This window comes from Marinobacter sp. (genome assembly GCF_041595835.1).
Classification (GTDB): domain Bacteria; phylum Pseudomonadota; class Gammaproteobacteria; order Pseudomonadales; family Oleiphilaceae; genus Marinobacter.
Window position 1 is genome coordinate 1 of sequence record NZ_JBFHJO010000027.1, and the last position, 14298, is coordinate 14298.

The following is a 14298-nucleotide window of genomic DNA, read 5'->3' on the forward strand; positions in this document are numbered from 1 at the left end:
AATTATCTACGCCGATCACAGCAAGTACACCTATAAAGATTTGGTAGAGCGTATTCATCGACTGGCAAACGTCCTTACCGATGCCGGTGTTAAACCCGGCGATACAGTAGCCGTGATGGACTGGGACACACCTCGCTATCTTGAGTGTTTCTTTGCTGTTCCGATGATTGGCGCCATTCTTCACACGGTGAATGTACGCCTGTCACCCGATCAGATTGTCTACACCATGAACCATGCCGAAGACGACGTTGTACTGGTTCACGATGACTTCATGCCCATCATTGAGGGTGTAAAAGACGAGATCAAAACGGTTAAAACCTGGGTTCAGCTCACTGACAATGACACTGCCGCAGCCACATCCATCGATACTCTGGGCGAATACGAGGCCTTGTTAGCCGAAGCTCAGCCCCAGTTCGATTTCCCGGATTTTGACGAAAACAGCGTCGCTACCACGTTTTACACAACCGGTACAACGGGAAACCCCAAGGGTGTCTTCTTCACCCATCGCCAGCTGGTTCTGCATACTCTTACCATGAGCGGCACCCTGGCGGCATATGATGAAATGCCGCTTCTGCGGTCATCTTCCGTCTATATGCCGATCACGCCCATGTTCCACGTACATGCCTGGGGCGTTCCGTACGTCGCCACCCTGCTGGGTGTGAAGCAAGTATATCCCGGGCGTTACGAACCGGAACTTCTGGTCGACCTGATCAAAACCCACAAGGTAACGACATCCCATTGCGTACCAACGGTTATGCAGATGATGATGGCCACCAAGTCCATCGAAACCGCAGACCTGAGCAACTGGCATGTCCTGATCGGCGGCAGCGCTCTCACTAAAGGCCTGTGTAATGCGGCAGCCAAACTGGGCATTCATATGTACACCGGTTACGGTATGTCGGAAACCTGCCCGCTGCTGAGCACCACCCATCTCAAACCGGAAGACCTGGAACTGTCCACGGAAGAACAAACCCACATCCGGGTAAAAACCGGCATTGCCGTCCCTATGGTAGAGCTGGAAATTATTGACCCGGATGGCAAGCCCGTTGCCCATGACGGCGAAGCAAAAGGTGAAGTCGTTGCCCGAGCGCCCTGGTTAACTCAGAGTTATTTCAAAGAGCCCGAAAAAGGCGAAGAGCTCTGGCAAGGTGGCTGGCTTCACACCGCTGATGTAGCATCGATGGAGCCGGACAATACCCTGACCATTAAAGACCGCATCAAAGATGTGATCAAAACCGGCGGCGAATGGCTATCATCGCTGGATCTCGAAAATCTGATCAGCCAGCATCCTGCGGTTGCCGGCGCTGCGGTAGTTGGTATTCCTGACGAAAAATGGGGTGAGCGACCCTATGCGCTGGTCACCCTGAAACCCGGTGAAAATATCAGCCAGGAAGACATCAAGCAGCATCTCCTGCAGTTTGTGGAAAATGGCGACATCAACAAATGGGCTATTCCAGAACAAATTGACCTGGTAGAAGATATTCCGAAAACCAGCGTTGGCAAGATCAACAAAAAACTGATCCGGGATCAGTTAGCAGACTGATCAGGAAGACATAAAAAACCGGCATCTGGTCATCACATGCCGGTTTTTTTTTGGGCAAACATCAACGCCCTGAAAAAGTGAAATCCACTTCCGGCGTTCGCCCGGCAACAATATCCGCCAAAGCCGCTGCAGAGCCACAAGAGTGAGTCCAGCCCAAGGTTCCATGCCCGGTATTCAAGTACAGGTTCCTCATATGGCTTTTGCCAATATAGGGCACATTGGATGGTGTGGCAGGCCGAAGCCCGGTCCAGAAATCAGCCTGATCCCAGCAGCCAGCCTCCGGCATAATTTCCGCAGCTCTGCGAACAATGCTCCGGCACCGGGTGAAATTCAGCTCCCGGCTATAACCACTTAGCTCTGCCGTACCTGCCACCCGGATACGATCGCCCAACCTGGAGTAAACCAACTTGTATTCATCATCGGTCAAACTGACATTGAAGGCAGCTTCTTCGTTCTTCACGGGAACAGTAATGGAGTAACCCTTCGCCGGGTAAATATTCAGAAACAGCCCTAACTTCCGGGCCAGCACAGCACTGAAACTTCCCAGGCTCAGCACATAACTGTCAGCACGCAAAATCTGATGTTTGCCGTTGCTCAGCGTCTGTACCCCTAGAATTCGATCCCCGGATTTATCAAACCCCAGCACTTCAGTGCCATATAAAAACTCGACTCCGGCTGCTGCGCAGCGCTCGGCCAAAGCCTGGGTGAATTTCCGGGCATCGCCGCTTTCATCATCAGAGGTATAGGTAGCACCGGCAATACGGTGGCGGATGGGCTTCAGGGCGGGCTCAAGCTCCACCGCGCGGTCCACGTCAACGACCTGCCGGTCACACCCAAATTCGCGCATGAGTCGTGCAGGTTCCAGAGCCGCCTCAAACTCCTGAGGATTCGTATAAAAATGCAGAATGCCCTTGGTGAGCTGATCATACTCGAGGCCAGTTTCCTTACGCAGGGCTTGGAGCTGACCGCGGCTGTATGTGCCCAGATTAATCATCTGACGAATATTATGAACCGCTCTGGCAGAGGTGCATTGCGTCAGGAACGATAAAGCCCAGCGCCATTGATACGGGTCCATGCCTGGGCGAAACAACAGGGGAGCTTCAGGCCTGAACAGCCATTTGAGTACTTTCAGAGGCGCCGACGGATTCGCCCAGGGCTCAGCGTGGCAGACTGAGATCTGGCCACCATTGGCATAGCTGGTTTCCAGACCCGAGTGACTCTGACGATCCACCACCGTAACCTGGTGCCCCTGTGCTTGGAGGTACCAGGCCGTAGTAACCCCAACAACTCCAGCGCCCAGTACCAATAGGTGCATGCATCACTCCCCGCAATATTCGTCTTTGATGAAAGCCTCAGCCGCCAGACCGTTTTACTGTCCAGCCTTTCTGCTGAAGAAGAGGCACCAGAAGATCCCGGTGGTCACCCTGGATCTCCACTACGCCGCCTTTTACTGTACCACCTGTGCCACATTTTGCTTTTAGCACTTTGGCGTAGTCTTTCAGTGCTTTGTCATCCAGAGGAATACCGGTAATCAGCGTAACACCCTTACCTTTCCGCCCCTTTGTTTCGCGACTAACCCGCACAATACCATCGCCTTCAGGCCGTTCAGGTTGCCCGCAGGCGCACTCAGAAACCGGATTCCGGCATCCTGGGCACATGCGCCCCTGCTCCGTGGAGAAAACCAGGCCACCTTCTCGTTTCTTCCCACCCATATACAAAACCCTGTCTGTAATCAGTTCAGGCCCGGAGGGTATTTGGAAAACATTTCCGAGACAACCTCATCAATCAACTTGCGCCGTGTTTCTGGTGATTGGTTTTCATTCAGATAACGACGACTGACCGCGCGCCAGACCACCTCAGCACTACGCCGATCCACCAATTCCACCACCAACTTGCCTTCAGTAACCTCACGCACAGGCGGCGGTGCAGACATTGCCCAGCCGAAATTGCCACGACCAAAACCAAACCCAAGCCCTACGCCAGTTTGCTCAAGACGCTCCTCTGGAACAATTTGCCAGCGAACCAGCATATCGGCGTTTTCAGACTCCACTTGCTTCATGGCCTTGCGATTAAGCTCCCGCTCAACAGCCGCCTTGACCCGGGCATCATCAAGGGAGGTAACACCAGACCCTCCATCCAACGGCGCATAAGCCCATTGGCTGTAATTGCCAAAGACCGTCGCAGAGTTGTAATCAGTCACCACGTTACCGGCACAACCGGCCAATATCGCCGTCATAACCGCAATCAATAGAACTCGCATAACTATTCTCCTGCATTGGAGGCTATCAGTCCCAGTATACGCACAGCCTCATCTGTCCGACTTGTCATCCGGCTCAGGTGTCAAAACGGTAATCCAGCTTCTGGGCATCACAAAACGCGGAAAAGTCTGCCTGATGAGCCTCTGGAACAGAAACCAGAGCGTGTACGTTAGCACTGTAATCGATGGATTCGATGTTTCCCTCATGCCCGTCACACCAGTGCCTGAGAGGTTGTTCATCAGCGAAATCCAGCTCTACATGAGCCTGAACCCGTGCCTGATGAACCTCTCGCGCCACCTCAGACAACACGCTTTCAGCGGCACCGGCATAGGCACGAACCAGCCCACCAGCCCCCAGCTTGACGCCACCAAAATAACGAATCACGATAACCAGTACATCGCCCATATCCTTGTGCTGAATAACATTCAGTATGGGCTTGCCTGCAGTGCCCGACGGCTCTCCATCGTCGTTCATGGCGGCTTCTGCCGCAGAGCCCGGACGGCCGATTTGATAGCCCCAACAAACATGGCGGGCATCAGGATAATCCTGATGAGCCTCAGCAACACGTTCCCGCACTTCGTCACGGCTACTGACCGGATACACTCTGGCAATAAAACGGCTTTTCTTCACTTCCGTTTCACGCTCAAGGTATCCTGCAGGAACCGGATAATCTTTACTCATGAGGCAACCTATGACATCCAACGACAGTAATAATGGCTCGCCCGGCACAGCCAGTCCGGCAAAAATCCGGAAAGCCGCCTGCGGCATACGTTTTGAAGAAGACGAATTGCAGGAGGGCATCGACTTTTCGGCAGCTGCTCACCTGAAACCCGGCGATGATAAGGCCGGACAAACGCCCGCCTCAGTACCCACTAAAAAGCTATCAGCCCCCAAAAAAAACCGGTAACCGGATGGTCACCTGAAGTCCACCTTCCGGCCGGTTTCTGGCTGCAATGCTACCATCGTGGGCATTGATAATATCCCGGGCAATAGCCAGTCCCAAACCCCAACCTTGCCCACCGCGGGATTTATCTGCACAAAAGAATGGTTCGAACAACTGAGGCAACAGATCATCCGGCGCGCCCGGACCGCCATCGGCAATGACCACTTCAACCTGGCCCTGCACCAAAGCCAATGACACGTCGATGGTTTTACCCGGTGGCGTATGATCCAGTGCGTTCTGCAACACGTTATCAAAAGCCCGCTGCAACAAACCGGCATCCCCCAAAACAGAAACTGATTTAGTGTCATCGTCAGCAATCAGTTTACAGTCAACGCCCTGATTTTCAGCATAATCACTTGCGTCCCCCAAGACCCGATTGATCATTGCCAACGGCTTTACCGGCTCTCTTTCGAACGAGTCACCACTCTCTGAAACCCGGTACAACGTCAGAATTTGACCCGTCATGGTTTCCAGCCGCTCATTCTGCCGCAAGATACTTTCCATCAAAGCCGGTTCTGAGCCGCCATCACTAGCCAGCTCAATAGCGACTCGCTGCCGTGCCAGAGGTGTTCTCAAATCGTGGGAAATATCTCTTAACAGATGACTCTGCCGGTCCAGCAACTGGCACAGACGATCTGTCATGGCATTAAAGGCCGCAGCCAATTGCCCCACCTCATCACGACGACCAGCAATGTGATCAGCTACCCGCAACCGGAGGTCCCCCTCAGCAATTGACCGGGCGGTGCCCTCCATATGTTTAAGAGGCCGGGACACCATCCGAGCGATCCACCAACAGGCCAGTGAAATCATTACAAACCCAAGCCCCAGTTCGATAAACCGGAAAAACCCGGGATTCAGCCAACCATGCCCCCCCATCCGGGGCCACGCTACCAGCTGATAGCCCCCCTCCAGCTCGATCACTGCGGGCTTATTCGGATACCAGCCCGATTGCATACGCTCCCGGATGTTAGACGGCAATCGATGCTGCCCATGAGTTTTGTCAACCAGCATCAGATTAAGTTTACGCCGCTCCCCCTCAGCCCGCAGAAATCGCCAGGCTTCGTTCCTGCCTCGCTGCTGTTGCATGTTCAGTGCTTCGAGAGCCAATTCATGCAGGCCAACCTGCCGCTCAATGGCTTGCCGCTCCCGGTCCAGCAAGAAGTGTGTTGCGAAATTGCTCGCAACCACGGTCACCGCCATGGCCAGCCAGATCGACAGGAAAATACGCCAAAACAAAGGAAACATGAAACGCTTCATTCAGCAGGCACCCGATAGCTATATCCAAGACCCCGCACGGTCTCAATTCTGGGCGGTTCATCGTTACCCAGTTTTTTGCGCAGGTTACTGACGTGCATATCCAGTGTACGGTCATAGGCTTCAAGCCTGCGCCCCAGCGCCCATTGCATCAGATCTGTTTTCCGGACAACGCTGCCAGCGTGGGCCAGCAACACTTGCAGCACTTCATATTCAGTAGCCGTGAGCTCCAAAGGCGTATCATTGTGGTAAATCCGCCGTTGATCAGGCTCAACCCTAAGGTCACCGTATGTCCGGGCTGCATCCACATCAGTCTTTTGATCCCAGGCCACCCGCCGCAACAAGGCCTGTAACCGGGCGACCAACTCCCGGGGGTTGCAGGGCTTAGGAATGTAATCATCCGCGCCTACCTCAAAACCGACAATACGGTCTGTCTCATCACCCCGGGCCGTCAGCAACATCACCGGCAGATGCGTTTTACTTCGGAGCTCACGCAAGACCTCCAGACCGTTGATGTCTGGCAGCATGATATCCAAAACCACAATATCGCAGTCCTGACCTAAAGCCAGCAACAGCCCGTCACGACCATTGGCCGCCTCTCTGACACTGAAACCTTGCGTTGTCAGGTAACGTGCCAACAGTTGCCTTAGCTCCTCATCATCCTCGACCAGCAATACCCTGTTTTGCATAACCATGCCTCTTCACTATGCCTGGATACAGTCTATCACGCCCCTCAGCCGCACCTGCCGTGACGGAATTTCTCTTTACCCAACCTTTACACACACCTGACACCAGCTGACGTAATAAGGCGTACTATGGGCACCATAGACAGACCAAACCAACGAGGTGAATATCATGAAGGTTAACAAATCTATCGTTACTGCCGGCATCCTGATGGCCGCTCTGGTCGCTGCCAGCCCTATGGCCCTGGCCCAAAAAAGCATGGAAGGCCATGAAGGCAGACAAGACAAGAAAGAAATGTGCGACGACTTCCGTGACGGCAAAGGCAAGTTCAGCAAAGAAGAACGTCAGCAAAAAATGCAGGAGCGCCGCGCCGAGATGCAGAAACAGCGCGAAGAAATGGCCAACCGCCTGAAGCTTACTGATGAACAGCGTGTGATCTGGAGCGAAATACACGACGAGCGTCAGAAACAGCATCAGGAACGCATGGAAAAACACCGGAAGGACATGGAAAAACGCTGCGGTAAAGCCAAATAATCGAACAGCCCGTGCCAGCCGCTGCCACTCACAATACAGAGTAACAGCGGCTGACCGGTTACTGGCGAGCAAACTCCAGATAGCGGCTCGCAGCCTGTTTCTTTTCGCTCTGACTGTTCAATAACGCCACGCGGAGCCTGTCGATGATGCTGAAATAGTCATCAAGCGGGGATTTATCTTTGCTCCATTGTTTTGAAGCATCAATAAACTCCTGTTGCTTCTCACGGATTTCTTTCAGCTTTTCCAGGGCCTTCTGAATAGCCGCAACCTTGGGGTCAACCGAAGCCTCAGCCACCGGGTCACCCGCAGCGTTTACCCCATTTTCCGCCAGATTACCGTTTCCGTTATTTCCTCGTACACCAAGAAACTCCCTTTCAACAGGCACTTTTTCGGTTTTTTGCTCAGCCAGATCCAGCTCTTCCAGTGTACGAACCTCACCGTCAGTGGTCAGATAAATGCCTGAGGCCTTGATTTGCCCCAAAGGAACACCCTGAGAATTCGCCAGAGTAAAACGATCCTCAGCGCTATCCACATAGAGCGCTTGCACACCAACCTCGGACAGGGACCGCAAAGCTTCTTTGCCATCTGCAGTCTGCACCCACACAGACAGTGACGAAAACACCTCATCGCTGGCATCAATCCAGCGGTTACCGTCGTCATCAAAACGGGCCAGCTCAGAAAAACCGGAGCCAGACTGAGGCCCGAATAATTCAGTACCATCATCGACTTTGCCGTTACCGTTCCGGTCAAGCACCAGATAACCACTGCCAGAACCCAGGCTCGCAAACTGCCCGGTCTGACCATCACCTGCCATATCGAACTCAAACAAAGTGTCTGTCAGCCGTGCCGTAGAAGCACCGAAATTGATCACTAAAGGATCTGTCAACGGGCGTTCCTGAATCTGCACCAGCTCAGAATACTCATAAGTGCGCGACTGGGACTGCCGCAAAGACAAAGTAAAATCGATGGTTTCGCCATTCTCCAGGCTAATGCTTCCTGTTGAAGCGAAGCTGCGGGCTTCACGTTCAGAATAGAACATATAGCGGCCGGCGGTGACCGACACACTCCCTTGGTCGTCACCCACCGCTTCGCCACCCAGCGCTGCCCGACTAACGGTCAAAGCCTGCTGGCCAAGGAGCAGCAGATCACTGGATTGTTCGATCAGCTCCGCACTGGTGTAAACAGCGGTTTTGTTGTCGCCATTCACCTGACTTGCGTTGCTGAACGATAATTGCTCCTGACTACTGTAGCGATAGGCCGCCTGACGAAACAGAGATAATTCAGTTGCACCAGACTGCTGTCCTTGCTGTAGCACCCCCGCGCCCTGCTGAGTAATACGCAGCTGACTGCTATCCAGAACCGTTACCTGGCGTGAACCGTTCTGAAACAAGGAGATCTGACTGGAAGAAATCATAATGTACGCGCCTCAACTAACCTGCATGGGTTATCGGCAACGAAAGGGAAAACTTGAACAGGATTTAACCAGAAAAAACCTGAGCATTAGCCGAAATAGCGCACCAGAGCAGCGGTCAGAAGACCGATGGAAATAGCCGGAAGTGGCTTCCGAATCGCCAGCATGCTAAAACCTGTAGCCACCAGGGCGGCCATTGCACCAGCGTCACCAGATACGGCTATGGGTACGATAATGGCGATCAGTACGGAACTGGCCATGGCGTTAATGAAACTTTCTACCCGCGGGTTAATCTGCACAAACGACATCACAAAAACACCGCCAAAACGGGTAATCAAAGTCACTAACGTCATAAGTACAATCAGAACAAAAACGCCGGTGGCGGTGGTTTCAATGACCATGCTCCCCCCCTTCTTCTGCACTATTCAACGAGCGCGGCTCCAGCCAGAACAAACCAATCACACCGCCAGCCAAGGCTCCCACTACCACATGCATATTGGCGGGCAGCCATCTCCATGCTGCGTAGGAAGTAACACCTGCAGTTAACCACACCACCATCACCCGAGGCGTTTTCTTACCTCCCAGCACCATCGTCAGGAGGAAGCAGCCAAGCACCATATCCAACCCATAAGCCTCCGGGTTTTGCAGCAGTCCGCTGAAATAGGCCCCAAAAGCTGTACCAATAACCCAGGCCAACCACAATACAAAACCGCCACCCAGAATCACTTCCAGATTACGCCGCCCGTTCTGATAATCCTGAGCACAGGCCGCCCAGTTGGCGTCAGTCAGAAGCAACAACAGCCCATACCGTCTCCCTGGCGAAACATCCTTGAGCATTGGATACAGAGATGCTCCCATCAGCAAATGCCGGGCATTAATCGCAAACACCACTACCAGTACCGGAATAACCGACACCTCTGCCCCCCACAAATCCAGAGCTCCGAACTGGGAAGCACCGGCAAACACCGTGACGCTCATCAAGATGGATTCAAAGGGAGAAAGGCCCGCCTGAGTAGACGCCAAGCCAAAAGCCGCCCCAAACGCCACCACGAAGAGCGATATGGGTAACATACGGAAAAACTCAGTCCGCACTCGCGGTGCCTGTAACTGATAAGAGTAATACGAGCCAGACATCAGTGTTGACTCAGACCCGGTTTACGAGCCACATAAACCGTGTTGAAGGATTCCCTGTTTTGGAAGGGGTTATAAAAGCTAACAACGTGGCAGGCTACATCTTCAAACACCTCATTCAGAACTGCCATAAACTCAGCGTCTTCGCCTTCATTTGACCACATGGCAAAAATACCCCTGGGCTTCAACTGCCGGGCCATCAGGCTGATATTCCTGATGGTATAGAAACTGGCACTGGAATCGTGCAGCAAAGCACGGGGCGAGTGATCGATATCCAGAAGTATGGCATCAAACTCTTTACCTGGAGCCTCAGGGTCAAAGCCGCCACAGGCTGGGTCGGCTACGGCCATATCAAAGAAACTGCCGTGAACGTAACGATGGCGAGGATCGTCATTCTGGTCTTTGCCCAAAGGAACGAGTTCCTGCTGATGCCAGCCAATAACTGGCTTCAGATATTCCACGACAAGCAGCTCGGCCACGCGATCGTGTTTAAGTGCAGAAACGGCCGTGTGCCCCAGCCCAAGACCACCAACGACAACACGGAGGTTGTCACCTTCTGTTTCGCGCAAGCCTATATCCGAAAGGGCCACTTCTGCATCAACGAACATGCTGGACATGAGAAATTCTTCGCCCAGCTTCACTTCGTAAATATCCCGCTCGCCCAGTGCCGGTATCCTGCGGCGGCGCAGTGTGATTTCCCCGATCACCGAGGGTTGGCTGTCTATTTGTTCGAAAAGCAGTCCCATTGGTTTGGCTCTTTCGTGTTTTCTGGTTTTGCTTGGGAGTTTGCGCACATTTTTGGAACGGCTTACCTCACCGGCTCCGTATTCTACTCCCCAGCTCGCTTGTTTTCTGTTTCGGAGAAACAGGCATTAAGCAGGCTTTTCAACTTATCTGCGCCTTCCCGGTTCATTAGTTCGATATTTCGGTCGGGAATACCATCTACGTCGGGATAGCTATCAATCGCAGACTCCAGGCTCGCTTCCCGCAATATATGCAGCATAGGGTACGGAGAACGGTTCGTGTAATTCTCTGCCGCACCGGCCTCGGTGTCGGCAAACTGGTAATCCGGATGGAAACTGGCGATCTGGTAGATGCCTTCCAGTTCCAGATACTTCAACAGGGCATCCGCAGTATCCAGAAACTCGTTGTAGGCATAGAAGTCCTGCAACACACCCGGATGAATCAGCAAGGTGGTTTCAACATCCGGCTGGTCTTCCAGCAGTTGCAGCTCAGCATGCAACGCCTGAACAAGCTTGTCTTCGGTCGCTGCATCAGTAACCACAAACCGAACCCGGTCTTTCACCAGCTCACGCTTGGCAAACGGACAAAGGTTATAACCAACCACAACGTCTTCGACCCATTTTCGCGTTGCGTTTACAACCTCTGATTCACTCATCTAATCACCCTTAAGTTCAGTTGAAGACCACTCACAAGCTTAAGCGGTTGGGTGGGTAAGCCTTTCCAAGAATGTGCGTAGCCATGGATGGCGAAGCAGAAGCGCTACATGGATGTGCCGCAGGAGCGGTTTTTGGAAAGGCTTACCCACCCGACCGCAAACACCCAAAGTTAAAGATTAATCTCGGACTCAGAGGTAACCCTGACTCCGCAAGTAATCATCGTAACTACCACTGAAGTCCGCAATCCCATCCGGCTTCAACTCAATAATCCGAGTCGCCAACGAAGAAACAAACTCCCGGTCATGGCTCACAAAAATCAACGTGCCCGGATAGTTCTCCAGCGCCAGGTTCAACGCCTCAATGGACTCCATGTCCAAGTGGTTGGTGGGCTCATCCAGCAACATTACATTCGGCTTCTGCAGAATCAGCTTACCGAACAACATTCGCCCCTGCTCACCCCCCGACAACACCTTCACCGATTTGCCAATGTCATCACCCGAAAACAGCATCCGCCCCAGCGTGCCGCGAACCAACTGCTCGCCGCCGGCAGTCCATTGCGCCATCCAGTCAGTCAAAGTGTCGTCACAGGCAAAATCAGAAGAGTGATCCTGAGCGAAGTAACCTACCTTTGCGCTGTCGGTCCACTTCACCTCCCCGGCATCCGGCTCATAAGCACCGGCCAAACACTGCAACAGCGTGGTTTTACCAATGCCGTTTGGGCCGATGATCGCAACACGCTCCCCGGCTTCAATCTGCAAATCAAGGCGCTTAAACAGCGAATTTCCATCAAACCCCTTGGTCAAACCAATCAGATTAACCGCCTGACGATGCAGCTTCTTTTCCTGCTCAAAACGGATAAACGGACTCACACGACTTGAGGGTTTAACTTCTTCCAACTGAATTTTATCGATCTGCCTTGCCCGAGACGTTGCCTGCTTGGCTTTCGACGCATTAGCAGAGAAACGACTTACGAATTGCTGCAGTTCTGCAATCTGGGCTTTTTTCTTGGCGTTGTCTGACAACATGCGCTCGCGGGCCTGGGTGGCTGCGGTCATGTATTCGTCGTAGTTGCCCGGGAACAGGCGAAGCTCGCCGTAATCCAGGTCTGCCATGTGCGTGCACACGCTGTTAAGAAAGTGGCGGTCGTGCGAAATGATAATCATGGTGCTGCTGCGAGCCACCAAAATACTTTCAAGCCAGCGAATGGTGTTGATATCCAGGTGGTTAGTCGGCTCATCAAGCAGCAGTACATCCGGATCCGAGAACAAAGCCTGAGCCAACAGAACGCGCAGTTTCCAGCCAGGAGCCAGGGCGCTCATAAGACCATTATGCTGATCCAGTGGAATATCGAGGCCCAGCAACAATTCACCCGCGCGGGATTCAGCGGTGTAGCCATCCATTTCAGCAAACTCTACTTCCAGGTCTGCTACGGCCATGCCGTCTTCTTCACTCATTTCAGGCAAAGAATAAATACGGTCCCGTTCTTTCTTTACATGCCACAGTTCCTCATGGCCCATGATCACGGTATCTATCACCGTGCAATCCTCATAAGCGAACTGATCCTGGCGAAGCTTGCCCAGGCGAATGTTCGGCTCCAGCATAACCTGGCCCGCAGACGGTTCTAAGTCACCACCAAGAATTTTCATCAGAGTGGACTTACCGCAGCCATTAGCGCCGATCAGGCCGTAACGGTTACCGCTGCCAAATTTGGCAGATACGTTTTCAAACAGAGGCTTAGCCCCGAATTGCATTGTGATATTGGCAGTGGAGATCAAGAAAAGAACCTATAAACGTGAGGGCCGGCGCTGCGCCGGCTAGACAAACCCGGCATTGTACAGGTTTGCGCGCAGGACTGTGAGGCCGCATAAACACGAATAAAAAGCACTTGCCTCTGGAGCGCTGTACGGGCAGCATTCGAACTCAGAAATTCAAACCCATCCAAAAAAGGATATTGATCATGGCACAAGCAACCGCACGCCACATTCTGGTAGACAGCGAAGCAAAGTGTGAAGAACTGAAAAAAGCCATCGAAGGTGGCCAGGACTTCGCAGAGGCAGCAAAAAAACACTCTTCCTGCCCATCTGGCCGGAACGGCGGAGACCTCGGTTCTTTCGGCCCGGGCCAAATGGTTCCCGAGTTCGATAAGGCTGTATTCAGCGGCGAACTGAACACCGTACTCGGTCCGATCAAAACTCAGTTTGGCTACCACCTGCTGGAAGTCACTTCCCGCAGCTAAGTGCTGATCGTTTGCCTGCGCATTTTATCGCGCAGGCAAACGGCTTTACTGGCTACTATTTCCACCCAAAGCCATAAAACGGGCCAGTTGGCTGCCAATATTTTCAATCGGTCCTGTTACCGCCTGCTGAATACTCTCCGTTACCACTTCAGTGAACTTTCGCCCAGCCTCACTTTCCAGAAACCCCAGATACAACCCCATTTCCTGAGCACTGACATCCTGGTAAGTGAACAGGTAGCTGTCATAGACCTGCTGCCCAACAACACCATTCAGGGCCGGACGCTGTGCCTCCAAGCGCTGATACAAAACCTCAGAGTTCACGGAATTCCCCGACAAAGCAGCCATGGCAGAAGACAGCCCGACCTGAAGCGCGATGGCAGTATCAACAGCGCTTTCGGTAGCACGGGACGCCCGGTCAAAACGAGCAAACAGCGCTTCCCTATCGGTCCCTTTATGGGTCTTATTCAGCTCAGGTGCCCGGCGGCGCACCTCCGACCAGACTGCCGGCGCGGATGCCGCAATCTCTGCCCGGGCAATCTTTTCCGCCACAGGTGTCTGGTACCAGTCATGCACCTCCGCCAGTTGTTTGCTGGTCATGGATGCCTCAAGGTTTGAGACGATGTTTCTTTCTATATCTTCTGCGCGGAAACTATTACTCACCACATAGCCAATGGTGTCTGCCACCATGGGAGGAACCTGACCATTGCGCTTGAGGCCATCCCGAATACCTTGGCTCATCATCGCAGGATACTGCGCAACAATGTCATCAATGGGCGATGCCTCAAGAACTTTACCGGCATCCAACGCGGCCTGAGCCCAGCCAGATATAAGCAGCCCAGTGACTAAAAGAGGTTTAACCAGGGAGTTCAGTCGCATTTTTCTATTATCCTGTTGCTGGAATAAC

At 53.0% G+C, this 14298-nt stretch carries 17 protein-coding genes; 4 read left to right on the forward strand and 13 right to left on the reverse strand.

Going from position 1 to position 14298, the window contains the following annotated elements; all coding sequences use genetic code 11:
• On the forward strand, positions 1-1543 hold a 1543-nt coding region (locus tag ABYA77_RS09900), incomplete at its 5' end, for a fatty acid--CoA ligase (RefSeq protein ID WP_372965801.1).
• 61 nt (positions 1544-1604) lie between these two features.
• On the opposite strand, the gene ABYA77_RS09905 is transcribed toward ABYA77_RS09900, so the two are convergent.
• The 4 genes from ABYA77_RS09905 to ABYA77_RS09920 form a co-directional block, all read right to left on the reverse strand.
• Positions 1605-2858: a D-amino acid dehydrogenase gene (locus tag ABYA77_RS09905; protein WP_372965802.1), complete on the reverse strand. Its 1254-nt coding sequence runs from the start codon at positions 2856-2858 to the stop codon at positions 1605-1607.
• 37 nt (positions 2859-2895) lie between these two features.
• Positions 2896-3255 carry a translation initiation factor Sui1 gene (locus tag ABYA77_RS09910; RefSeq protein ID WP_372965803.1) on the reverse strand — a complete coding sequence of 120 codons (360 nt, stop codon included), beginning with the start codon at positions 3253-3255 and terminating at the stop codon, positions 2896-2898.
• Positions 3256-3275: 20 nt separating this feature from the next.
• The gene (locus ABYA77_RS09915) at positions 3276-3803 is read right to left on the reverse strand and encodes a DUF4136 domain-containing protein (RefSeq protein ID WP_372965804.1); all 528 of its coding nucleotides are present in this window, start codon (positions 3801-3803) and stop codon (positions 3276-3278) included.
• Positions 3804-3876: 73 nt separating this feature from the next.
• On the reverse strand, positions 3877-4482 hold the full coding sequence (locus tag ABYA77_RS09920; protein WP_372965805.1) for a YigZ family protein: 606 nt from the start codon (positions 4480-4482) through the stop codon (positions 3877-3879).
• A 10-nt stretch (positions 4483-4492) separates the two neighbouring features.
• Between ABYA77_RS09920 and ABYA77_RS09925 the strand changes: the two genes are divergently transcribed.
• Positions 4493-4708 carry a hypothetical protein gene (locus ABYA77_RS09925; protein ID WP_372965806.1) on the forward strand — a complete coding sequence of 72 codons (216 nt, stop codon included), beginning with the start codon at positions 4493-4495 and terminating at the stop codon, positions 4706-4708.
• On the opposite strand, the gene ABYA77_RS09930 is transcribed toward ABYA77_RS09925, so the two are convergent.
• Entirely contained in the window at positions 4685-6001 is a 1317-nt protein-coding gene (locus tag ABYA77_RS09930) for a sensor histidine kinase (protein ID WP_372965807.1), read from the reverse strand. The two genes, ABYA77_RS09925 and ABYA77_RS09930, sit on opposite strands and share 24 nt — an antisense overlap.
• Complete coding sequence (locus ABYA77_RS09935; protein WP_372965808.1) at positions 5998-6687, reverse strand: response regulator transcription factor; 690 nt, start codon at positions 6685-6687, stop codon at positions 5998-6000. The genes ABYA77_RS09930 and ABYA77_RS09935 overlap by 4 nt, the downstream gene beginning before the upstream one ends.
• A 166-nt stretch (positions 6688-6853) precedes the next feature.
• Between ABYA77_RS09935 and ABYA77_RS09940 the strand changes: the two genes are divergently transcribed.
• Positions 6854-7216 (forward strand): hypothetical protein, encoded by a 363-nt coding sequence (locus ABYA77_RS09940; RefSeq protein WP_372965809.1) that lies wholly within the window; start codon positions 6854-6856, stop codon positions 7214-7216.
• Positions 7217-7274: 58 nt separating this feature from the next.
• Here the strand turns inward: ABYA77_RS09940 and ABYA77_RS09945 are convergent, their stop codons facing one another.
• The 6 genes from ABYA77_RS09945 to ABYA77_RS09970 form a co-directional block, all read right to left on the reverse strand.
• On the reverse strand, positions 7275-8630 hold the full coding sequence (locus ABYA77_RS09945; protein WP_372965810.1) for a hypothetical protein: 1356 nt from the start codon (positions 8628-8630) through the stop codon (positions 7275-7277).
• A gap of 86 nt (positions 8631-8716) precedes the next feature.
• Positions 8717-9028: an AzlD family protein gene (locus ABYA77_RS09950; protein ID WP_372965811.1), complete on the reverse strand. Its 312-nt coding sequence runs from the start codon at positions 9026-9028 to the stop codon at positions 8717-8719.
• A complete protein-coding gene (locus ABYA77_RS09955) occupies positions 9018-9761 on the reverse strand; it encodes an AzlC family ABC transporter permease (RefSeq protein ID WP_372965812.1) in 744 nt (247 codons plus the stop codon). The genes ABYA77_RS09950 and ABYA77_RS09955 overlap by 11 nt, the downstream gene beginning before the upstream one ends.
• Positions 9761-10504, reverse strand: a complete 744-nt coding sequence (locus tag ABYA77_RS09960; protein ID WP_372965813.1) for a spermidine synthase — start codon at positions 10502-10504, stop codon at positions 9761-9763. Before ABYA77_RS09960 ends, ABYA77_RS09955 begins: the two co-directional genes overlap by 1 nt.
• An 83-nt stretch (positions 10505-10587) precedes the next feature.
• Complete coding sequence (locus tag ABYA77_RS09965) at positions 10588-11157, reverse strand: DUF1415 domain-containing protein (protein ID WP_372965814.1); 570 nt, start codon at positions 11155-11157, stop codon at positions 10588-10590.
• Positions 11158-11346: 189 nt separating this feature from the next.
• Positions 11347-12933 (reverse strand): ABC-F family ATPase, encoded by a 1587-nt coding sequence (locus ABYA77_RS09970; RefSeq protein WP_372965815.1) that lies wholly within the window; start codon positions 12931-12933, stop codon positions 11347-11349.
• A 182-nt stretch (positions 12934-13115) separates the two neighbouring features.
• On the opposite strand from ABYA77_RS09970, the gene ABYA77_RS09975 reads away from it, so the two are divergent.
• Positions 13116-13394: a peptidylprolyl isomerase gene (locus ABYA77_RS09975; RefSeq protein ID WP_372965816.1), complete on the forward strand. Its 279-nt coding sequence runs from the start codon at positions 13116-13118 to the stop codon at positions 13392-13394.
• Between the two features lie 45 nt (positions 13395-13439).
• On the opposite strand, the gene ABYA77_RS09980 is transcribed toward ABYA77_RS09975, so the two are convergent.
• Positions 13440-14270, reverse strand: coding sequence for a DUF2059 domain-containing protein (locus tag ABYA77_RS09980; RefSeq protein ID WP_372965817.1), 831 nt, complete (start codon positions 14268-14270; stop codon positions 13440-13442).
• Between the last annotated feature and the right edge of the window lie 28 nt (positions 14271-14298).